This is a genomic window from Roseivivax halodurans JCM 10272 (assembly GCF_000521785.1).
GTDB lineage: Bacteria > Pseudomonadota > Alphaproteobacteria > Rhodobacterales > Rhodobacteraceae > Roseivivax > Roseivivax halodurans.
This window is the reverse complement of sequence record NZ_JALZ01000001.1, coordinates 364,375-385,748: the sequence shown is the minus strand read 5'-3', so window position 1 is coordinate 385,748 and position 21,374 is coordinate 364,375. Positions and strand designations below refer to the sequence as shown.

Annotated in this window: 19 protein-coding genes and 1 tRNA gene; 14 read left to right on the top strand and 6 right to left on the bottom strand. The window is 67.8% G+C overall.

What is annotated here, in order from left to right; translation table 11 throughout:
- The first annotated feature begins 9 nt into the window (after nucleotides 1-9).
- Nucleotides 10-1,065: a quaternary amine ABC transporter ATP-binding protein gene (locus OCH239_RS01790; protein WP_037257749.1), complete on the top strand. Its 1,056-nt coding sequence runs from the start codon at nucleotides 10-12 to the stop codon at nucleotides 1,063-1,065.
- A 32-nt stretch (nucleotides 1,066-1,097) separates the two neighbouring features.
- Here OCH239_RS01790 and purU read toward each other — a convergent pair whose 3' ends face one another.
- Nucleotides 1,098-1,982 (bottom strand): formyltetrahydrofolate deformylase, encoded by an 885-nt coding sequence (gene purU, locus OCH239_RS01785; protein WP_037257744.1) that lies wholly within the window; start codon nucleotides 1,980-1,982, stop codon nucleotides 1,098-1,100.
- A gap of 265 nt (nucleotides 1,983-2,247) precedes the next feature.
- On the opposite strand from purU, the gene OCH239_RS01780 reads away from it, so the two are divergent.
- The 9 genes from OCH239_RS01780 to OCH239_RS01740 all read left to right on the top strand — a co-directional run bounded on the left by OCH239_RS01780 (nucleotide 2,248) and on the right by OCH239_RS01740 (nucleotide 11,880).
- The gene (locus tag OCH239_RS01780; protein WP_051489142.1) at nucleotides 2,248-3,402 is read left to right on the top strand and encodes an AI-2E family transporter; all 1,155 of its coding nucleotides are present in this window, start codon (nucleotides 2,248-2,250) and stop codon (nucleotides 3,400-3,402) included.
- 103 nt (nucleotides 3,403-3,505) lie between these two features.
- Nucleotides 3,506-4,636 (top strand): metallophosphoesterase family protein, encoded by a 1,131-nt coding sequence (locus OCH239_RS01775; RefSeq protein ID WP_211241951.1) that lies wholly within the window; start codon nucleotides 3,506-3,508, stop codon nucleotides 4,634-4,636.
- Complete coding sequence (locus OCH239_RS01770; RefSeq protein WP_037257742.1) at nucleotides 4,633-7,248, top strand: AAA family ATPase; 2,616 nt, start codon at nucleotides 4,633-4,635, stop codon at nucleotides 7,246-7,248. Before OCH239_RS01775 ends, OCH239_RS01770 begins: the two co-directional genes overlap by 4 nt.
- Before the next feature lie 44 nt (nucleotides 7,249-7,292).
- A complete protein-coding gene (locus OCH239_RS01765) occupies nucleotides 7,293-7,913 on the top strand; it encodes a hypothetical protein (RefSeq protein WP_037258117.1) in 621 nt (206 codons plus the stop codon).
- Nucleotides 7,914-8,078: 165 nt separating this feature from the next.
- The gene (locus OCH239_RS01760) at nucleotides 8,079-8,495 is read left to right on the top strand and encodes an Hsp20/alpha crystallin family protein (RefSeq protein WP_037257740.1); all 417 of its coding nucleotides are present in this window, start codon (nucleotides 8,079-8,081) and stop codon (nucleotides 8,493-8,495) included.
- 55 nt (nucleotides 8,496-8,550) lie between these two features.
- On the top strand, nucleotides 8,551-9,375 hold the full coding sequence (locus tag OCH239_RS01755; protein WP_051489140.1) for a universal stress protein: 825 nt from the start codon (nucleotides 8,551-8,553) through the stop codon (nucleotides 9,373-9,375).
- Nucleotides 9,376-9,472: 97 nt separating this feature from the next.
- Nucleotides 9,473-9,778 carry a hypothetical protein gene (locus OCH239_RS01750; RefSeq protein ID WP_037257737.1) on the top strand — a complete coding sequence of 102 codons (306 nt, stop codon included), beginning with the start codon at nucleotides 9,473-9,475 and terminating at the stop codon, nucleotides 9,776-9,778.
- 252 nt (nucleotides 9,779-10,030) lie between these two features.
- A complete protein-coding gene (locus tag OCH239_RS01745) occupies nucleotides 10,031-11,296 on the top strand; it encodes a PQQ-dependent sugar dehydrogenase (protein ID WP_037257735.1) in 1,266 nt (421 codons plus the stop codon).
- Nucleotides 11,293-11,880 carry a c-type cytochrome gene (locus tag OCH239_RS01740; protein ID WP_037257732.1) on the top strand — a complete coding sequence of 196 codons (588 nt, stop codon included), beginning with the start codon at nucleotides 11,293-11,295 and terminating at the stop codon, nucleotides 11,878-11,880. Before OCH239_RS01745 ends, OCH239_RS01740 begins: the two co-directional genes overlap by 4 nt.
- A gap of 150 nt (nucleotides 11,881-12,030) precedes the next feature.
- Here the strand turns inward: OCH239_RS01740 and OCH239_RS01735 are convergent, their stop codons facing one another.
- The 5 genes from OCH239_RS01735 to pdxH form a co-directional block, all read right to left on the bottom strand.
- Nucleotides 12,031-15,702, bottom strand: a complete 3,672-nt coding sequence (locus OCH239_RS01735) for a vitamin B12-dependent ribonucleotide reductase (protein ID WP_037257729.1) — start codon at nucleotides 15,700-15,702, stop codon at nucleotides 12,031-12,033.
- A gap of 481 nt (nucleotides 15,703-16,183) precedes the next feature.
- Nucleotides 16,184-16,260 (bottom strand) — tRNA-Pro (locus tag OCH239_RS01730).
- 47 nt (nucleotides 16,261-16,307) lie between these two features.
- Entirely contained in the window at nucleotides 16,308-16,790 is a 483-nt protein-coding gene (locus OCH239_RS01725; RefSeq protein WP_037257726.1) for a DUF192 domain-containing protein, read from the bottom strand.
- The gene (locus tag OCH239_RS01720) at nucleotides 16,760-17,299 is read right to left on the bottom strand and encodes a cold-shock protein (RefSeq protein WP_051489138.1); all 540 of its coding nucleotides are present in this window, start codon (nucleotides 17,297-17,299) and stop codon (nucleotides 16,760-16,762) included. Before OCH239_RS01720 ends, OCH239_RS01725 begins: the two co-directional genes overlap by 31 nt.
- Before the next feature lie 114 nt (nucleotides 17,300-17,413).
- Nucleotides 17,414-18,019, bottom strand: a complete 606-nt coding sequence (gene pdxH / locus OCH239_RS01715; RefSeq protein WP_037257723.1) for a pyridoxamine 5'-phosphate oxidase — start codon at nucleotides 18,017-18,019, stop codon at nucleotides 17,414-17,416.
- Between the two features lie 117 nt (nucleotides 18,020-18,136).
- On the opposite strand from pdxH, the gene fabI reads away from it, so the two are divergent.
- From fabI to OCH239_RS01695, 4 genes are all read left to right on the top strand, one after another.
- The gene (gene fabI / locus OCH239_RS01710; RefSeq protein ID WP_037257718.1) at nucleotides 18,137-18,943 is read left to right on the top strand and encodes an enoyl-ACP reductase FabI; all 807 of its coding nucleotides are present in this window, start codon (nucleotides 18,137-18,139) and stop codon (nucleotides 18,941-18,943) included.
- A 13-nt stretch (nucleotides 18,944-18,956) separates the two neighbouring features.
- Nucleotides 18,957-19,562 carry a LysE family translocator gene (locus OCH239_RS01705; RefSeq protein ID WP_037257716.1) on the top strand — a complete coding sequence of 202 codons (606 nt, stop codon included), beginning with the start codon at nucleotides 18,957-18,959 and terminating at the stop codon, nucleotides 19,560-19,562.
- A 5-nt stretch (nucleotides 19,563-19,567) separates the two neighbouring features.
- On the top strand, nucleotides 19,568-20,071 hold the full coding sequence (gene gpt, locus OCH239_RS01700) for a xanthine phosphoribosyltransferase (RefSeq protein ID WP_037257713.1): 504 nt from the start codon (nucleotides 19,568-19,570) through the stop codon (nucleotides 20,069-20,071).
- 89 nt (nucleotides 20,072-20,160) lie between these two features.
- Entirely contained in the window at nucleotides 20,161-21,354 is a 1,194-nt protein-coding gene (locus OCH239_RS01695) for an aminotransferase (protein ID WP_037257709.1), read from the top strand.
- The last annotated feature ends 20 nt before the right edge of the window (nucleotides 21,355-21,374 follow it).

The window sequence follows — 21,374 nt, the reverse complement described above, 5'->3', positions numbered from 1 at the left end:
GGAGCGACCATGGCCGATCCCAAGATTTCGATCCGCAACCTCTACAAGATCTTCGGCGAGGACCCTCAGGGAGCCCTCGCCCACGCCAAGAACGGCATGCACAAGGCGGAGCTCCTCGATGAGCACCGCCACGTGCTCGGCCTGCGCGACATCAATGTCGACATGAAGCCGGGCGAGATCACCGTGATCATGGGCCTCTCGGGCTCGGGCAAGTCCACGCTGATCCGCCACCTCAACCGCCTGATCGATCCGACCGACGGCGAGGTCTGGGTCAACGGCGAGAACATCATGGACTATTCCGACGCGCAGCTTCGGAAGATGCGCCGCAAGCACATGTCGATGGTGTTCCAGAAGTTCGCGCTCCTGCCCCATCGCACGGTGCTCGAGAACGCCGCGACGTCGATGACGGTGGACGGGCGGCCGCGTTCGGAATGGGAGCCCGAGGCGAGGAAATGGCTCGACCGTGTCGGCCTCGAGGGCCAGGGCGAGCAGTTCCCGCACCAGCTCTCGGGCGGGATGCAGCAGCGCGTCGGCATCGCGCGGGCGCTGACCTCGAACTCGGACATCATGCTGATGGACGAGGCCTTCTCGGCGCTCGATCCGCTGATCCGCACCGACATGCAGGACCTGCTGATCGAGCTTCAGCGCGAGCTGCAGAAGACGGTGGTGTTCATCACCCACGACCTCGACGAGGCGCTGAAGCTTGCCGATCACCTGGTGATCCTGAAGGACGGCGAAGTCGTGCAGCAGGGCGAGCCTCAGCACATCCTGATGAACCCCAACGATCCCTACATCGTGGACTTCATCTCGGACATCAACCGCGCCCGCGTCCTGCGCGCCCGCACCGTGATGACCGAGACGACGCAGGATCCCGGCGGGCTTTCCGGCGCGGTCGAGGCCAACGCGACGCTCGAGGACATCATCGCGCGGGCCGACGGCGAGACGGGCCGTTCCTACCGGGTGACGCAAGAAGACCGGATGATCGGCGTCATCTCAATGACCGACGTCGTGAAGGCGCTGGTGCCGACCGACGCCTCCGAAGACGGGATGCGCAAGGCGTCCTGAACGGGTGCCGCCCCTCCGCGGGGCGGCACGTCTCAACCCATGCGCTCGGAGGCGTATCCGCCGGGCGAGGCCGGGAAGACCACGGTCTTGTTGCCGTTGAGAAAGACGCGGTTGTGGCTGTGTGCATGGACGGCGCGGGCCAGCACCTGCGCCTCGACCTCGCGGCCGAGCGAGACGTAGTCGGACGCGCTCTGCGCATGGGTGATGCGCACGGTGTCCTGCTCGATGATCGGCCCCTCGTCGAGATCGGCGGTCACGTAATGCGCGGTCGCGCCGATCAGCTTCACCCCCCGCTCGAAGGCCTGCTTATAGGGGTTCGCACCCTTGAAGGACGGCAGGAACGAATGGTGGATGTTGATGATCCGGCCCGACATCTTGCGGCACATCTCGTCCGAGAGGATCTGCATGTAACGGGCCAGCACGATGAGGTCGGCGCCCGTCTCCTCGACCACCCGCATGATCGCGGCCTCGGCCTCGGGCTTGTTCTCGGGCGTGACGCGGATCGTGTGGTAGGGGATGTCGTGGTTCACCACGGCCTTCTGGTAATCCATGTGGTTCGAGATCACGGCCACGATCTCGATCGGCAGGGCGCCGATGCGCCAGCGATAGAGCAGATCGTTGAGGCAATGGCCGAAGCGCGAGACCATGATGACGACGCGCATCTTCACCGCGGCGTCGTGGAAGGCGGCATCCATGCCGAACTCGTCCGCGACCGGGCCGAACCCGGCCTCGAGCTCGCCCTGGTCCCTGCCCTCCTCGGAATCGAAGCTCACGCGCATGAAGAACCTGCCCGTCTCGGTATCGTCGAACTGCGCGGAATCGGTGATGTTGCAGCCGTTCTCGGCCAGGTAGGTGGAGACCGCGGCAACGATCCCGCGGGTCGAGCGGCAGGTGACGGTCAGGGCGTACTTGGACATGCGGCGTCTTTCTGTCTGGCACCGGCACGGGGTCGGCCGGGACGCGTGGGACTCGGTCTTTGGAGTGGTCACTGAGGACGCTCCGGTCTCGTTCGTCCGCGACGTTCCGGCGGGGGAACGCGGCTTTTCGGACCGCCTTCCCATACCGCCCGGGACAATCCGCGCCCAGAGATGACATTTCGCACGTTGCGCATAGGTAATCCGCGACGCCGAAACCATAGCCCGGCCCCGTTGTTGTGTTTCAAACCCCATAAAGGAGCGATCAATGGCGGACCCGGATGAGCAGCGGGCGAACGACACGAGGCATGCCGATACGCTGTCATCCTGGCTGTGGTCACTTCGGGCGCGGATCCCGAAATGGGCGATGGTGGGCGTCTTCATCTATGCGACGATCTTCACGCTGACCTACGCCCAGACGCTGATCGTGCCGATCCTCCTCGGATTGCTCCTGTCGCTCATCTTCACGCCGATCCGGCGCGTCTTCGACCGGCGCGGCATTCCGGCCTGGGCGACCGCGCTATTGATCATGATCGTGCTCTTCACCGGCCTCTTCCTGCTGGCCGGCGCGCTGGCGATGCCGGTCACCGCCTGGGTCGAGGACGCGCCGCAGATCATGTCGCAGATCCGCACGAAGCTCGCCGAGGTCTCACGGCCGCTCGAATCGGTCTTCGGCGCCTTCGACCGCGTTCAGGGGCTGCTCGGGTCGAGCGATCCCGAGGTCCAGCGCGTGAAGCTCGAAGGCGGCAGCCCCGCGCTCGACATGATGCTGCTGCTTCCCGGGATGCTGGCGCAGGTGGTCTTCACCATCGTGCTGCTGTTCTTCCTGCTCGCCACGGGCGACATGTTCTACCAGAAGATCGTGCACGTGTTGCCGACCTTCCGGGACAAGCGCCGGGCGATGGAGGTGGTGCGCGAGCTCGAGGCCAAGCTGTCGCGGTACCTGCTGACGATCACCATCATCAACGCCGCCCTCGGATGCGCTGTCGGCCTCGCGATGTGGCTCTACGGCATGCCCATGCCGTGGGTCTTCGGCCTCGTCGCCTTCATCTTCAACTTCGTCCCCTATGCCGGCGCCCTCGCCGGCGTCCTGATCTCGGCGGGCGTCGCGCTCGTCACCTTCGACTGGATCTGGTGGAGCGTCATCGTCGGCGGCACCTATTTCATGGCGACCTTCATCGAGGGGCAATTCGTGACGCCGACCTTCGTCGGCCGCAGCCTGCGGCTTAACACGGTCGTGGTGTTCCTGTCTGTGTCCTTCTTCGCCTGGACCTGGTCGGTCGTCGGCATGGTGGTGGCGATCCCGGTGCTGATCGCGATGCGCACGATCTGCCGTCACGTGGACAGCCTGCAGAATCTCGGAGAGTTCCTCTCCGACCGCACGGATTACCGCCCCGGCCGCGAGGAGGCGCAGGAGGCCTGACGCCACGTAGGCCGGGAGCCGGCGCGCCCGGGCTTTTCCCGCTCCGGCCGATCTGGTCTGGTGAAGCGGCGCGCTTGCGCTGGTTCACCAGACCGGATTTCCGATGCCGATTTTTCGCTTCATCCATGCCTCCGACCTCCATCTCGGGCGGCGCTTCGCGAACATCCCCGAGCCGCCCGACGGGAACGTGCGCGGGCGGCTGATGGAGGCGCGGCACGGGGCGATCGGGCGGATCGCGCGCGCCGCGCGGGATCATGGCGCGCACCATGTCCTCCTGGCCGGGGACACGTTCGACACCGCGACGCCTTCGCCCGCCATCTGGAGGCAGGCGCTTGCCGCGATGGGGGGCGACCGGGATATCCACTGGTGGATCCTGCCCGGCAACCACGACAACCTTCGGGATGCGGAGCCGCTCTGGGAGAGGATACGCGCGGAGGCGCCGGAGAACGTGCATCCGCTGACGTCTGCGGAACCTGTGGTGATCGCCGAGGGCGCGACGCTCCTGCCCTGCCCGGTCGCATGGCGGTCCTCGGGCACCGATCCGAGCGCGCCGCTCGCGACGATGCCGAGCGCGGAGGGCCACCTGCGGATCGGCCTCGCGCATGGCGGCATCACCGATTTCACCGAGAGCGGCGAGAGCATTCCACCCGACCGCGACTGCACGGCGCGGCTCGACTACCTCGCGCTCGGCGACTGGCACGGGCGGATGGAGGTCTCCCAGCGCGTCCACTATTCCGGCACGCCCGAACAGGACCGGTTCAAGCATTCCCGCCGCGGCGTGTGCCTTGCGGTGGCGCTCGAGCCCGGCGCCGCGCCGCAGGTCGCGGAGGTCGAGACCGGGCAGTTCCTCTGGGCCGAGATGGAGCTGGCGCTCGCCCCGCGGCAGGATGCGGGCGCTTCGCTCGAGGCGCTGCTGCCGGTCGAGGACCGGCGCGACACGCTGCTGCGCGTGCGCGCGACGGGCTGGACCGGGCTCGCGGAACAGGCGGACCTTGCCGCGGCGGCGGCGCGGCACGGGCCGGAATTCGCCCGGTTCGAGCTCGTGACCGCGGAGCTCGGCACGCGCTACGAGACGACCGATATCGACGAGATCGACCGCGCCGGGGCGCTTAGGATGGCGGCCGAGGCGCTGAGGGAGGAGGCGATGTCCGACACTCTCTCGGCCTCCGAGCGGGAGATCGCGGGCGACGCCCTCGCGCGGCTCTACGGCTATGTCCGGGAGGCGGCGTCATGAGGCTCCGCGCGATCGAGGTGAACAACGTCCGGCGCTTCACCGCGGCGGCGCGCGTCGAGGGGATCACCGACGGGCTCAACGTGCTCTGCGAGCCGAACGAGTTCGGCAAGTCGACGCTCTTCGACGCGGTGCAGGCGCTCTTCTTCACGCCGCACGGATCGCGGGCGCGGGACATCGTCGCGCTGCGGCCCCATGCGGGCGGCGCGCCCGAGGTCAGCGTCGAGGTCGAGACCGATGAGGGCCGTTTCGTTCTGGCCAAGCGCTGGCTCTCGAAACCCTCGGCGACGGTCACGCAGGACGGACGGCTGATCGCGCAGGCGGATGCGGCGGAGGACTGGATCGGCGCGCTGCTCGGCGGCGGAGAGGGCGAGCCCTCGGGGCTCGTCTGGGTCCGACAGGGCATGACGCAATTCGCCAGCGCGGCGAAGAAGGATCAGGATGCCGCCCTCGTCGCGCGGCGCGATCTCATGCACGCGGTCGGCGAGGAAGTGGAGACGATGACCGGCGGGCGGCGCATGGATCACGCGCTGACCCGCTGCCGCGAGGAGCTCGGGCTCTACGCGACCGGCAAGAACCGCACGCCAAGGAAGAGCGGCCCGTGGAAGGCGGCGCTCGACAGGGTGGAGATACTGACCGCGGAGCGGGACGACCTCGCGGAGACCGCTCGACGGCTGCACGAGGCGCTCGACGCGCGGCGCCGTGCCAAACGGGCGCTCGACGAGCTTGAAGATCCGGACGAGGTCGCGGACCGGCAGGAGCGGCTGAAGGGCGCGACGGAGGCGTTCGACGCGGCACGGCGCCATGCCGAGGCGGTCGAGGCCGAGGCGCGCAAGGTCGAGGCCGCGCGCATTTCGGTGTCGAATGTGCGTGGCCGGCTGGAGACGTTGCGGGCGGCTCTGGCGGAGCGGCAGGAGGCGACGGACGAGGCGAGCCTCGCCGCCGAAGCGTCCGCGGCCGCGGCGGCGGAGCGGGACGCGGCGCAGGACGCGCTCGACGTGGCCGAGGACGCGCTGGAGGCGGCGAAGCGCCGCGTCACGGAATGCGAGACCGCCCGGCGGGAGGCCGCGCGGCTTCAGGCCGCCCGTGACGGGGCGGAGCGGCGCAAGGAGCTTGCGGCTCGGATCGAGCGGGCCGAGGCGGCGCGCCGCGACATGGAGAGCGCGGCGGCCGCAGCGAAACGCGGGCCCGATCCGGAGGCGTTGCGGGAGCTCGAAAAGCTGCTCTCGGAGGTCGCCACGGCGAAGGCCACGCGCGATGCCGCAGCGACGCAGGTGACGATGAGCTACGCGGCGGGGCGTGACGGTACGGTGCGCATGGGAGGCAAGCCGCTGGACGACGGCCGCGCAGTTCCCGTCACCCGGCACGTCTCGCTCGAGATCGAGGGTGTGGGACAGCTGGACCTGCGCCCCGCGGCCGGTCCCGATGACGGCCGCGTCGAGAGGGCCGAGGCCGCGTTGCGCGGCGCCCTCGACCGGATCGGCGCGGGAACCATGGCCGAGGCGCGGGAGGCTTCGGCCGCCCGGACCGAGGCGGAACGACGGCATGGCGAAGCGAAGGCGGTGCTCGCATCCCTCGCGGTGGACGGGATCGAGCCGTTGCGCGCGGCGCTGGCGGCGATCCCGGAGGTGTCTGAGGACTCGGACGGCCCCGACCTGCCGGAGGCGGAGGCTGCGCTCGATGACGCAGGTACGGCTCGGGTCGCGGCACAGGCGGCGCGGGATGCGGCGGCGGAGCGGCTGTCGGACTCCCGCACCCATGCGGCCCGTACGGAAACCGCGCTCGGGGCGACGCAGGATCGGCGCGCGCGTTCCGAGGATTCGGTCGAACGGTTGGGAGATGTGACCGAGGCGCAGCTCGAAGAGGAATTCGGCAAGGCGCGCGCGGCGCTCGAGACGGCGGAGGCGCTGCATGCCGAGACCGCGCGCGAAGCGCCCGATCTCGCCGGGGCGGAGGCAGCGCTCGCCCGCGCACGCTCGGTCGACGAGAAAGCCCGCGCCGACATCGCGCGCCTGCGCCCGGAGCTCGCGACGCTGGAGGAGCGGATCTCGCGCGGCTCGGGTGACGCGGTCGAGGAGCGCCTCGCCGAAACCGAGGCGGAGCTTGCGCTGGCCGAGGCCGACCTCGCGCGGATCGCCCACGAGGTGAAGGTCCTCGAACGGCTCGAGGCGGCGCTCGAGGCGGCGAAGACCGGGTCCCGCGAGTTGCTGTTCGAACCGGTCGTGCGCGAGCTGAAGCCGCTCCTTCACCTCCTCTGGCCCGATGCGGAGCTGACCTGGGACGACGGCGATCTCCTTCCCTCGGCGCTGGTCCGGAAGGGCGAGGCTGAGCCGGTCGAGATTCTCTCCGGCGGAACGCAGGAGCAGGTCGCGCTGCTGGTGCGGCTCGCCTTCGCGCGAATGCTTGCGGCGGCGGGACGGCACGCGCCGGTGATCCTCGACGATGCGCTCGTCTTCACCGACGACGACCGGATCGAGCAGATGTTCACCGCGCTGCACCGGCAGGCGGCGGATCTGCAGATCATCGTCCTCTCCTGCCGGCAGCGGGCGTTCCGGGCGCTCGGCGGTCAGACGCTGCGGCTCGCGGAGGTGAGTGCCGGAGATGTCGCGCGGTGACCGACCTGCCGCCCCTCGGTCGCTACACCGGCAGACCGCGCAGCGTGCGGACGCTCGAGCGGCTGGGGCGCGAGCAGCTCTCGAAACACTTCTACATGCGCAACTTCCTCTATTCCGAGATCGGCGCCATCGAGGGCATCCGCAACGTGCCGGACGATCCGACCCTAGCTCTGACGGCGGGCCGGATGCTGGCGACGACGCTCCTCGAGCCACTCGTCGAGACATTCGGACCGATCGAGGTCCGCTCGTCCTACCGCGCGCCCGCGGTCAACGAGTTCGGCAACAGGCACGGGCTCAACTGCGCCTCGACCGAGGCCAACCGCGCGGGCCACACCTGGGACGCGCTCGATGCCGAGGGGCGGATGGGCGCCTGCGCCTGTATCGTGATCCCGTGGTTCGCCGGGCGCTTCGAGGCGGGCCGCGACTGGCGGGACCTCGCGTGGTGGCTGCACGACCATCTCGACTACCACGCGATCACCTTCTTCGCGCGGCGGGCGGCGTTCAACCTCACCTGGCGCGAGGCACCCGAGCGCGGGATATCGAGCTGGATCGGTCCGACGCGAAGCCTGCTGCGCTTCGGCGAGGAGCCATCGGAGCCGCTCGAGGATCGGCGGAGGCGCTATGCCGACTTCCCTCCGTTCCGAGGAATTGCCTACCCGGAGTGATCCGGCTCCCGGTCGGGATCGCGGACGGGGCGTGACACGCTGCGAGGGGCTTGTTGAGCGAGGATCGGAGTGCGGTCGCCGCCGGGCGGGGATTGATCCGGATCAAGGACCCGGCCCTCGGGATTGCCGAAACTGCCGGCACGACTCGCTGCCCGGAGGGAATCCATGGTCGAGACTTCGCATCTTCAGGGCTTCTGGCCGCCCCGCCTCGAGCCCTTCCGCACGCTTGCGGGGCGGGTCGCGGACTGGTTTGCGCCCGCCTCCGACGCCGCCATCACGAAGGACGCCTACGAGATCTCGCTGGAGCTTCCGGGCGTCGCGGAGGACGATCTCGAGATCTCGGTCCATGACCGCGTGCTATCGGTGACGGGCGAGAAGAGCGCCGAGCACGAGGAGCGCGGCGAGCACTGGTATTTCCGGGAGCGCCAGTTCGGCAGCTTCGCCCGCAGTTTCCGCCTGCCTCCCGATGCCGACGGCACGCGCGTGTCCGCGGTGCTGAAGGACGGCGTTCTGACGCTGTCCATTCCGAGGGCGGCGAACTCGAGGTCCGAGCCGCGCCGCATACCCATCATCCGACGCTGAGTGTCACACCGACCGGCTCCTCTCGGGCCGGGACGTTTTCAGGGGAGTACCCGACATGCCCTACCGCACCATCACAACCGCCCTCGTCGACCGCAGGGGGACGAGCGTCCTCGATGCCGCGATCGAAAGGGCCCGCTACTGGACCGCGCATCTCGACGCGTGCTGCCTTGCCGAGGAGGACATCGATCCGGGGCTCGGCCTCTACGGGACTGCAGTGCTCGTGCGGCCGGCGGAGACCGCACAGGACCGGGTCGACGCGCTGGCCTCGGCGACCCGCGCGCGCCTCGCACGCGAGGATGTGGCCTGGACAATCCGGACGCAGGTCGCGCTGGCCGAGGGCGCGTCGCGGGCCTTCACCAAGACCGCCCGCTACGCCGATCTGGCGGTCCTGCCCGCCCCTCTCGGGCCGGACGCCACCACCTGGGACAGCGCCATCTTCGACGCCGCGCTCTTCGACGCCCATCTGCCGGTTCTCGTCCCGCGGGGCGACGCTGCGCCCGATTACCGGCGCGTCATGGTCGCCTGGAACGGCAGCGCGGTCGCCATGGCGGCGATCCGGGCCGCCCTGCTCGTCCTCTCCGATGCTGAAGCGGTGACGCTGGTCGTCTCGGAGCCGAAGAACGGCACCGAGGGCCTCTTCGAGCGGGCGCAGGAGGCGGCGACGTTCCTCTCGCGCCACGGCATCCATGCGGAGGTGGACACGCTGTCGGGGTCGATGCCGAGCATCGCCCGCGATCTCGTGGCGAGCGCGAAGAGCCTAGGGGCTGGGCTCGTGGTGATGGGCGCCTATGGCCATTCGCGGCTCCGCGAGCGGCTGATCGGGGGCGTCACCCGCGAGATGCTGGATCGCGCGCCCGTGGATCTGCTCGTCGCGCACTGATACTTGGCCATGCCTGCGGCGCATGCCCGCCATGGTGGAGGAACCGCGGTCTCGTTCCGCGGCTTCCTCCATCACAAAGGGCAAGGACAGTGACCAGATGATCGCAGACATGTTCAAGGCGGCGCAAGATTGGCAGCGCGCCGGCTTTCAGGGAATGCAGATGATGATGAGCGCCGGGGCCGTCATCCAGATCCGCACGATGCAGATGAGCCTCGGCATCATGAACCCCGCGGAAGCGGCGCGGATGATCTTCGAGAAGCCCGCCGTCTTCGCCAAATCGGCAGAGCTGACCTCGCGCGCGCTCGCCGGGAACAAGGGCTTCGCCGCGGCCTCGATGGCGGGCCTGCGCCCGATCGGCAGCGCGACCCGCGCCAACCAGAAGCGCCTCACGACACGCGGCTGAACTGCCCCTCGAGACCGGTGCCGCGGCGCCGGTCTCGAAGGATCATGTGTCGGTCTTCCGGCGCGACATGAGTGTTCGTGGCGTTTGCGCCTTTTTTGGCCGAGCGGCTCCTCCCCCGCATCGGTACGGCGAGCGCATTTTCCGTCGTGTCGCGCGACTTCCTCCATCAGATCGAATATTGCCAGCCGCCCGCAAGCGCGGCAGGATGACGCTACGTCATGATTAAATAAAATAATTATCGGGAGGACTTCAATGCACAGGACCAAACTCGTGTCGGCGCTTGCGCTGACCACCATGTTGACCGCGCCCGCTCTGGCGCAGGACAACATGGAAAAGCTCGGCAACATGCAGCGCACCGATGCCGATTTCACCTATGTCGATCAGGAGACCGGCAGCGCGGAGGCGCTCCGCGAGATCGTGCCGCATATCAGCGTGCCGGAGGGCTTCGAGGTGAGCCTCTATGCCGTGGTGCCGGATGCCCGGTCGATGGCCGTCGCGCCGCAGGGCACGGTCGTCTTCGCCGGCACGCGCAAGGACAAGGTCTGGTCGGTCGTCGACCGCGACCGCAACCGCGTCGCCGACGAGGTGAAGGATTTTGCGCCCTCGATCGCCTTCGACATCCCCAACGGCCCGTGTTTCTCGCCCGACGGGTTCCTCTACATCGCCGAGCGCAACCGGATCCTGAGCTTTCCTGCCGCCGAGTTCTTCTTCGAGGGCCCGGATCCCGCGGTCAGCGTGGTCGTCGCCAAGGGCGAGCTCATTCCCGAGGAGGAGGAGAGCTTCAACCACACCGCGCGGGTCTGCCGGATCGGTCCGGACGGCAAGCTCTACGTCTCGCTCGGCCAGCCGCACAACGTGCAGCCGGTCGACAAGCACCTGATGTACGACGAGCTCGGCATCGGCGGCATCATCCGGATCAACACCGATGGCACCGGCCGCGAGGTCTATACCCGCGGCATCCGCAACTCGGTCGGTCACGACTTCAACCCGGCCGACGGCTCGCTCTGGTTCACCGACAACCAGGTGGACGGCATGGGTGACGACATGCCTCCGGGAGAGCTCAACCGCCAGACCGAACCGCGCCAGCATTTCGGCTTTCCGTGGGTGAACGGGTCGGTGGAGATCCCCGATTACGTCAGCGTGGAGCGGCCCGAGGGCGTCGAGTTCACGCCGCCGCAGCTCGAGCTCCAGGCCCATGCCGCCGATCTCGGCATGCGGTTCTATACCGGCGACAGCTTCCCCGAAGAGTACCGGGGCGGCATCTTCTGGGCGCAGCACGGCTCGTGGAACCGCACGACGCCAGTCGGCGCGCGGGTGATGTTCACCAGCCTCGACGAGGAGGGCAATGCCACCGGAGCCGAGGTCTTTGCCGAGGGCTGGCTCGACGAGGCAACCGGAGAATATCGCGGGCGCCCGATGGACATCGCCTTCCTGCCGGACGGCTCGATGCTGGTCTCCGACGATTTCGCCGGAGCGATCTGGCGCATCGCCTACAATCCCGCGCCCGTGGTGGAATGAGGCGGGCCTTCGCGACGATCCTCGGCGGGCTGACGCTCGCCGGGGGAGTGTCGGCGCCGGCCGAGGCGGGTGATCCCGCCGCCGGCCGGCAGGTCGCGGGCATGTGCCGGACGTGCCACGGCATCGACGGTCATGCCGTCGTTCCGATCGCGCCGCATATCGGGGGAGAGCCGGCAGAATATCTCGAGGCGCAGCTCATGGCCTTCAAGACCGGCCGTCGCGAGCACGAGATGATGAGCGTGGTCGCCGCGGGGCTGAGCGCGCAGCAGATCTCGGACGTGGCCGCGTGGTATGCGGGTCACTCGGCGCACGCGTCGCTGCCCGAGGGCGTCAGCGAAGGAGACGCCCCCCAGGCCTGCGTCTCCTGCCACGGCGCGGACGGCATCTCACTCCTGCTCGATGCCCCGAACCTCGCCGGAGAGACCAACATCTACATCGACACGCAGCTGAAGGCGTTCAAGCGCGGTCAGCGCACGCACGCGATCATGTCCGAGGTCGCCGCCGGTCTTTCGGACGAGGAGATTCGCAAGATCGCCGACTGGTATGCAGCGATCACGCTGGAGATCGACGCGCCGGCCGAGTGAGTGGCCGGCCATCGTGGCTCGGCCCGCATTTTTCTGAACCCTGGACATGCGTATCGGAGCGCGGGCACCGGACATGCCGTTGCCGCCGATCCGGCGCAGATGAGACCCGTTGGGGACCCCTGCCCGGACCGGCGGCACAAGCCGGTTCCGTCAGCTGCAGCCCGAGGTGCCGCCGCAGGTGTTGCACTTCATGCAGGTGCCGTTGCGCACCAGCGTGTAGTTGCCGCACTCGCCGCAGGGATCACCCTCGAAGCCCTGCATGCGCGCCTTGAGTGCCGGGTCGACCGGCTTCGGCGCGGGCTTGGCACTGCCCCGCTGCGCGACCGCGACATTCGTCTCGCCGTCGCCGACGACCGCCGAGAAGGCCGACGAGGGATCGTTCGGACCGGCGAAGCCGGTCGCGCCGTAGCCGCCCTGCAGCACCACGAGGTCCTGCGGCACGCGCTTGCGCAGATAGCCGGTGGAGCTGATCTGCTTCAGCACCTCGAGTGACTTCGATGCCGAGCTCTCGGAAACCTCCGTGAGGTTGGACGGATCATCCTCCTCGCCGCGGCCGATGTCGTCGAAGGTCGCGCCCTCGGGTTTGACATGGGCGAGGTCGGTCCGGTCGAGATAGGACACCGCCAGCTCGCGGAAGATGTAGTCGAGGATCGAGGTCGCGTTCTTGATGCTGTCGTTGCCCTGCACCATGCCCGCAGGCTCGAACTTGGTGAAGGTGAAGGCGTCGACGAATTCCTCGAGCGGCACGCCGTATTGAAGGCCGACCGACACCGCGATGGCGAAGTTGTTCATCATCGCCCGGAAGCCCGCGCCTTCCTTGTGCATGTCGATGAAGATCTCGCCGAGAGCGCCGTCCTGGTACTCGCCGGTGCGGAGATAGACCTTGTGCCCGCCGACGATGGCCTTCTGGGTGTAGCCCTTGCGGCGCTCCGGCATCTTGGTGCGCGCGGTGGCCTTCTCGACCTCCTTGATGACGATCTTCTCGATCACCTTCTCGGCCAGCACGGTCGCCTTCTCGTGGGTCGAGCCGGTCTCGAGCACCTCGGCGGCCTCGTCGTCGTCCTCGACCAGCGCGGACGCCAGCGGCTGACTCAGCTTCGAGCCGTCGCGGTAGAGGGCGTTCGCCTTGGTGCCGAGCGACCAGCTGAGCTCGTAAGCCTTCTGGCAATCCTCGATCGTGGCATCACTCGGCATGTTGATCGTCTTGGAGATCGCACCCGAGATGAAGCTCTGCGCCGCCGCCATCATGTGGATGTGGCTCTCGACCGACAGGAACCGCTTGCCGCGCTTGCCGCAGGGGTTGGCGCAGTCGAAGACCTCGTAGTGCTTCTCCTGCAGGTGCGGCGCCCCCTCGAGGGTCATGGTGCCGCAGACATGGTCGTTCGCCGCCTCGATATCGGCCTTGGAGAAACCGAGATGGCGCAGCAGGTCGAAGGCCGGATCGGTCAGCTTCTCCGCCGGTATGCCGAGCACGCCGGTGCAGAACTCCTCGCCCAGCGTCCACTGGTTGAAGACGAAGCGGATGTCGAAGGCGGAGGCGAGCGCGGCCTCGACCTTCTCGATCTGCGCCGGGCCGAAGCCGTGGCCGATGAGCGCGGTGTGATTGATGCCGGGCGCGTTGCCGAGGCTTGCATGGCCGACCGCGTAGGAGACGATCTCCTCGATCTGGCTGGACTTATAGCCGAGCTTCTCGAGCGCCGCCGGGACGGACTGGTTGATGATCTTGAAGTAGCCGCCGCCCGCGAGCTTCTTGAACTTCACAAGCGCGAAGTCGGGCTCGATGCCGGTCGTGTCGCAATCCATGACGAGGCCGATCGTCCCCGTGGGCGCGATCACCGAGGTCTGGGCGTTGCGGTAGCCGTTCTTCTCGCCGAGCTTCAGTGCCTCGTCCCAGGACGACTTGGCGAGCGCGACGAGCTTCGCGTCGGGGCAGCCCGCGTGATCGAGCGCGACCGGCTTGACCGCCAGCCCCTCGTAGCCGTCCGTCTCGCCGTAGGCGGCGCGGCGGTGGTTGCGGATCACCCGCAGCATGTGCTCGCGGTTGCGCTCGTAGCCCGAGAAGGCACCGAGCTCGCCGGCGATTTCGGCCGAGGTGGAATAGGCCACGCCGGTCATGATCGCGGTCAGCGCGCCGCAGAGCGCACGGCCCTCCTGGCTGTCGTAGCTGAGGCCGAGATTCATCAGGAGGCCGCCGACGTTGGCATAGCCGAGGCCGAGCGTGCGGAAGTCGTAGGAGAGCTGCGCGATTTCCTTCGAGGGGAACTGCGCCATGGTCACGCTGATCTCGAGCGTGAGGGTCCAGAGGCGCGTGGCGTGCACGTAGGTTTCCGCGTCGAACGCACCGTCCTTGAGGAAGGTCAGCAGGTTCATCGACGCAAGGTTGCAGGCCGTGTCGTCGAGGAACATGTATTCCGAGCACGGGTTCGAGCCGCGGATCTCGCCGTCCTCGGGGCAGGTGTGCCAGGCGTTCACGGTGTCGTGGAACTGGATGCCGGGATCGGCGCAGGCCCAGGCGGCATGGCCGACCTGCTCCCAGAGATCACGCGCCCGGATGGTCTTGGCGACCGTCCCGTCGGTGCGCCGCAGCAGCTCCCAGTCGGCATCGTCCTTGACCGCCTTGAGGAAGGCGTCGGTCACGCGGATCGAGTTGTTCGAGTTCTGGCCCGAGACCGAGGCGTAGGCCTCGCTGTCCCAGTCGGTGTCGTAGGTCGGGAATTCGATCGAGGCATAGCCCTGCTTGGCATAATCCAGCACGCGCTTGACGTAGGTCTCGGGGATCTGGACCTTCTTCGCCTCACGCAGGGCGGTCTTGAGCTGGGCATTCTTCGTCGGCTCGTAGGCGTCCGCCTCGGCGCCGTCCCATGCGCGGATCGCCGCGAAGATGCCGTTCAGCATCCGCTCGTGCATCTTGGAGCCGGCCACAATGCTCGCGACCTTCTGCTCCTCGCGCACCTTCCAGTTCACGAATTCCTCGATGTCCGGATGATCGGCGTCGCAGATGACCATCTTGGCCGCGCGGCGCGTGGTGCCGCCAGACTTGATCGCGCCGGCCGCCCGGTCGCCGATCTTGAGGAAGCCCATCAGGCCGGAGCTGCGGCCCCCGCCCGACAGGGCTTCCCCTTCGGCACGAAGGGAGGAGAAATTCGTGCCGGTACCGGATCCGTATTTGAAAAGGCGCGCTTCGCGGACCCAGAGGTCCATGATGCCACCTTCCTGCACGAGGTCATCGGAGACGGACTGGATAAAGCACGCATGAGGCTGCGGATGCTCGTAAGCCGACTTCGACTTGGTCAGTTTGCCCGTCTTGTAATCGACATAGTAATGGCCCTGCCCCGGGCCATCGATGCCGTAGGCCCAGTGCAGGCCAGTGTTGAACCACTGGGGCGAGTTCGGCGCGGCGGTCTGGCTCGCCAGCATGTGGCGCATCTCGTCGTAATAGGCGCGCGCGTCTTCTTCGGTGGTGAAGTAGCCGCCCTTCCAGCCCCAATAGGCCCAGGCGCCGGCGAGCCGGTCGAAGACCTGCTTCGACGAGGTCTCGCCGCCCTTCTCGGTCTCGGCAGTGGCGGGAACCGAACGCCACAGGAACTCCGGAACGTCGGCTTCCTTCACGCGCTTCACCTCGGTCGGAACGCCGGCCTTGCGGAAGTACTTTTGCGCGATGACGTCCGCGGCGACCTGGCTCCATCCGGCCGGGACCTCGACATTGTCGAGCTTGAAGACCGCCCGCCCGTCGGGATTGCGAATCTCCGACGTGGTGGAGACGAATTCGATGCCGGCATAGGCGTCTTCGCCGGCACGCGTGTAATGACGTTCGATCTTCATCTGGAGCCCCGTTTGTCTCATCGCTCTGCACTGCCCCGCCCCGGTCGGTCGGCGACACGAACGTCCCTGCCCCGCCACGCCGGTGTGGCGGTGCTGATCCGAGCTTGGATGACGCTGTGTATGCCTCCCCTGCCGAGCCCACTATATATTGTGGGCTTCAAGGCCGGCCCATACAATCTGGCGCGACTCGGGGGCTGAAGTCAAAGGCTTTTTCACCAAATGTAGTGCAAACCCGAAGCATCAGCACCACTAATGGAAGATGTGCACAGAGCGCTCCGGGCAAGCACCCTCTGCGAATCCGGGGAAAAACGCTCTTCCACACAGGTTTTCCACAGAGCCATCAGAGCGTGCACATTTCTGCGCCGTGACACGCGCGCCACGATCAAGCCCGGAATGGATCAAGGGTCGATGCACAACATTTGGTCATGCACTTGGCTTCGGACCCTACGGTCCCGCGCCCTCACCGATGCTCTTTAGAAGGTGGTCGGGGCGAGAGGATTCGAACCTCCGACCTACGGTACCCAAAACCGTCGCGCTACCAGGCTGCGCTACGCCCCGAACGGCTCTCCTCTAGCGCCGCAGTGCAGCTTTGAAAAGGCCCGATCTCAGCCCGCGTCGCAGGGCCACGCAGCGTCATCGATCGACGGATGCCGCATCTCGGTGCCGGGCGCGATCCCGAGGTCGGCGGCGAGCCCGCCGTTGACCTCGAGAACGTACTGGATGCCGTCGCCCCCCGGTATGCCGGTCAGGTCCCCCGGCACCGCCTCGGCATGGACGCGCTGCACGACGCCCGCCTCGTCCGCGAAGATCATGTCGAGCGGGATGAGCGTGTTCTTCATCCAGAAAGCCACCGGCTGGGGCCGCTCGTAGACGAAGAGCATTCCAGAAAATCGCGGCATCTCGGGCACGTTCATGAGCCCCTGCGCGCGTTCGTCGGCAGTGTCGGCCACATCGACGCGGAAGCTGACCTCGCCGAACTCGCCGCGCAGACCCACGCGATCCTCGGAACATGCCGCCTGCGCGGCTGCCGGCAGCAGCCCCGCGAGCGCCACCCCCGTTACGACTCGTCTGAGATTGCCGCTTCCCATGCCATCACCTCGGTCGCCATGCGGCCGCGCCGCCCTTCGACCGAACGGATAGCGAGCGCTTCGCCCGGCTGCAACTCCGCGAGACCCGAGCGGCGGAGCACTTCGATGTGAATGAAGATGTCCTCGGTCCGCCCGAAGACATTGGCGAAACCGAAGCCCTTGGCCTTGTCGAACCATTTCACCCGCGCCGGCTCGAGCTCCGCATTGGCGAGGAGTTCGGGGTCCATAGTCTCGAAATCCGCAAGCGGAGCGGTCGATGCCTCGACCGGCGGTGCGATGCTGAAGACCTGAACCGCCTGGACGCCGCGCGGGGTTTCCTGGACGCCGATCTCGATGCGCGCGCCGTCGGCCACGGAACTCTGGCCGAAATTGCGAAGCACGTTGGCATGCAGCAAAATGTCCGGCCCGCCAGTATCGGCGATGACGAATCCGAAACCCTTGTTGGGATCAAACCACTTCACCCGACCCTGAACCCGTTCTCCGTCGAGCGGGCGATCTTCCTGTATCACGCAGCACCTGCCGTTAACGAATGATCCGCATCATAACATGGCCGCGAGCAGGTCACATTCAAAACATACGCGCAAGTCTGCCTGCTGCCGCAAAAATCCGTCAAATGCGCCTCCTCACGGGTTTAGGCGCTGTACGGTCCAGGGTTCGGCGGGATCACGCCGACGCCATGCAAAGCGGTCGTGCAACCGAAATGCGCCGTCGGCCCAGAACTCTACTTCCTGAGGCACGAGTCTGATCCCGCCCCAGAAGTCCGGCCGCGGGGGATTCGACCCGAAGCGGGCGGTGACCCGGGCGACTTCCGCCATCAGCGCGGCCCGGCTCTCGAGCGGCTCCGACTGTTTGGACGCCCATGCGCCGAGGCGCGACTTGAGCGAGCGGGAGGCGTAATAGTCGTCCGCCTGCGGCCCGTCCTCCCGTTCGGTCGTGCCGCGGACGCGGATCTGCCGCCGCAAAGATTTCGAGTGCCAGACGAAAGCCGCCTTGCCGGCGCCGGCGATCTCGCGCCCCTTGGCGCTGCCGTAATTCGTGTAGAAGACGAAGGCCGCAACCTCGATCTCCTTCAGCAGCACCATGCGGGCGTTCGGCATGCCGGTCTCGTCCACCGTCGACAGGGCGATGGCGTTGGGGTCGTTGACCTCGCGATCCTCGGCTTCCGCGAGCCAGGCGCGCGCGATCTCGAAGGGGTCTTCCCCGGCGAAAATGCCAGTTCTCTCGGCCATGCGCGGCCTCCCGTTAAGTCAAGATGGTTGCAGGTCCGCTGTCGGGCGGCAGCCCTTGATGGTCCCCCGTCCATCCCCTAAAGGACGGCGTGGTGCAATGTCGGCTGGAGGGCGTGGATGTCAAACAATCTGATGGCAGGCAAGCGGGGTCTCATCATGGGCCTTGCGAACGACAAGTCCATCGCCTGGGGCATCGCCAAGGCCTGCGCCGATGCGGGCGCGGAACTGGCCTTCTCCTACCAGGGCGAGCCGCTGAAGAAGCGCGTCGCGCCATTGGCGGAAAGCCTCGGCTCGACGATCGTGCTGCCCTGCGACGTGGGCGACTGGGATTCCATCGATGCGCTCTTCGAGGGCCTGCGCGAGCAGTGGGACAGTCTCGACTTCATCGTCCACGCCATCGGCTATTCGGACAAGACCGAGCTGCGCGGCCGCTACGTCGACACCTCGCGCGACAACTTCCTGTCGACCATGGACATCTCCGTCTATTCCTTCACCGCGGTGACCAAGCGCGCGGCCGAAATGATGAATGATGGCGGCTCGGCCCTGACGCTGACCTATTACGGCGCCGAGCGGGTCATGCCGCATTACAACGTGATGGGCGTCGCCAAGGCGGCTCTGGAAGCCTCCGTGCGCTACATGGCCGAGGATCTCGGCCGCGACGGCATCCGGGTGAACGCACTCTCGGCCGGTCCGATCCGGACCCTCGCGGCCTCGGGCATCGGCGATTTCCGCTACATCATGAAGTGGAACGAGCTCAATTCGCCGATGCGGCGCAACGTGACCATCGAGGATGTCGGCAAGTCGGCGCTCTACCTTCTGTCGGACCTCGGCTCCGGGGTCACGGGCGAGACGCACCATGTCGACGCGGGCTACCATATCGTCGGCATGAAGGCCCCCGACGCCCCCGACATCGAGAAGGCCTGAGCGGCCGCCCGGCATGGACTGGCCGCATCTCCTCGCCTTCAACCTGACGCTTCTCGCCGCGATGGCGAGCCCCGGCCCTGCGCTCCTCCTCGCGCTGCGCACCTCGCTGGTGCAGGGGCCGCGCGCCGGGATCGCGACGGGTCTCGGCCTCGGGACCATGGCGGCGGCCTGGACCGCGGCCGCCCTGCTGGGCCTCGAAGCGATCTTCGCGCTGGTCCCCTGGGCCTATCTCACGCTCAAGGTCGCAGGCGCGCTCTACCTGCTCTGGCTCGCGGCGGCGCTCTGGCGCGATGCGCGGACGCCGCTGTCCGAGAGCGGAAGGTCGGCGGGCGGCCAGGCCTTCCGCACCGGGCTGCTCGTCAATCTCGCCAATCCGAAATCCGTCCTCTTCGCCGCCTCGGTGCTGCTGGTGATCTTTCCGGCGGGCCTTGCCCCGCACGAGAAGGCCCTCATCGTCGCCAATCACCTCGCGGTCGAATGGACGCTCTGCTCCCTTTTCGCTCTCGCTCTCGCCACTCCCCCGGCCCGTTCGGGATATCTCGCCCTGAAGCCGGTTCTCGACCGGGTCGCAGCGGCGGTGCTGGCGGCGCTGGGGCTCAAACTTCTGATCGACAGGTGACCCATATGGACCGACTGCCGCACGAGAAAGGCTTTCACGTGAGCTGGGACCAGCTCCATCGCGACGCACGGGCGCTGGCCTGGCGCCTGCAGGATCAGGGGGCCGGCGAAGGCGGCTGGCGCGCGGTCGTCGCGATCACCCGCGGCGGCATGGCCCCGGCGATGATCGTCAGCCGCGAGCTCGACATCCGCACCGTCGACACGATCTCGGTCAAGTCCTACAACCACCAGACCCAGGCCGAGCCTCAGATCATCAAGTCCCCCGACATGGACGTCGTCGGCGACGGCACCGGCGTTCTGATCGTCGACGACCTCGTCGACACCGGCAAGACGCTCGAGGTGGTGCGCGCTGCCATGCCCAAGGCCCATGTCGCGACCGTCTACGCCAAGCCGCAAGGCAAGCCGCAGGTCGACACCTTCGTGACCGAGGTGAGCCAGGACACCTGGATTTTCTTCCCCTGGGACATGGCGCTGCAATACGTCAAACCCTATCACGGCGCCGACGACTGATCCGCCCCGGCCCTTCTTCTTGACGGAAATATCCCGGGGACCGGGGCAGCGCCCCGGTCCCACCCCCAGAAAAGAGCGTGACGCCCGCCATGACCAGCCGCACCGAGACGACCTTCGCCCCGCCGGTGATGGAGGCGCGCCGCTGGCTCGAGGGGGTGACCTTTCCCGCTGGCCGGCCGCTCCTCAACGTGAGCCAGGCCGCGCCGGTCGATCCACCGCCGGAGCCCTTGCGCGCGGCGATGGCCGAGGCGCTGAACGATCCCGCGACGCATCTCTACGGGCCCGTGCTGGGTAATTCCGACCTGCGCGAGGAGCTCGCAGTGGCGTGGGCACGCCATTACGGCGGCGCGGTCAGTGCAGACGAGATCGCCATCACCGCAGGCTGCAACCAGGCCTTCGCGGCAGTCATCGCTGCGCTCTGCGGCGAGGGTGACGAGGTCATCCTGCCGGTTCCGTGGTACTTCAACCACAAGATGTGGCTCGACATGGAGGGCGTCCGCGCCGTTGCGCTCGCCACCGGCGCCGACCTGATCCCGGACGCCGAGGCGGCCCGCGCCCTCGTCACCGAGCGCACTAAGGCCATCGCCCTCGTCAGCCCGAACAATCCCGGCGGGGTGGAATATCCCGCGGCGACCCTGAGCGCCTTCCGCGATCTCGCGGCGGAGCACGGGCTTCGGCTCATCGTCGACGAGACCTACCGCGACTTCGACAGCCGCTCTGGCGCGCCACACGATCTGCGCGCCGAGGGGCCGGACCCGACGCTCGTGCAGCTCTACTCGTTCTCGAAGGCCTACCGCCTCACCGGTCACCGCGTCGGGGCGATCGTCGCCGATCCGGGACTTCTCGCGGAAGTCGAGAAGTTCCTCGACACGGTCGCCATCTGCGCCCCGCAGATCGGTCAGCGGGCCGCGCTCTGGGGTTTGCGCCATCTCGACCAGTGGGTCGCCGGGGAACGCGACGAGATTCTGCGCCGGCGCGCCGCTATCGAGGCGAACATGCCCGTGCTCGAGGCGCGCGGCTGGCGGCTCATGGGGCTCGGCGCCTATTTCGCCTATCTCGAGCATCCGTTCGAGACGCGGTCCGATGCGCTCGCCCGCGATCTCGTCGCCGAGCAGAGCGTCCTCTGCCTTCCGGGCACGATATTCATGCCCGAGGGCGACGCCTCCGGCGCCCGCCAGATCCGCCTCGCCTTCGCCAATGTGGACGAGGAGCAGATCGCGGAGCTCTTCCGCCGCCTTGCCGCGGTGGACCGGCCCCTTGCGAGCGGGCAGACCAGCGCATAGACAGCCGCGGACCGGCTCTG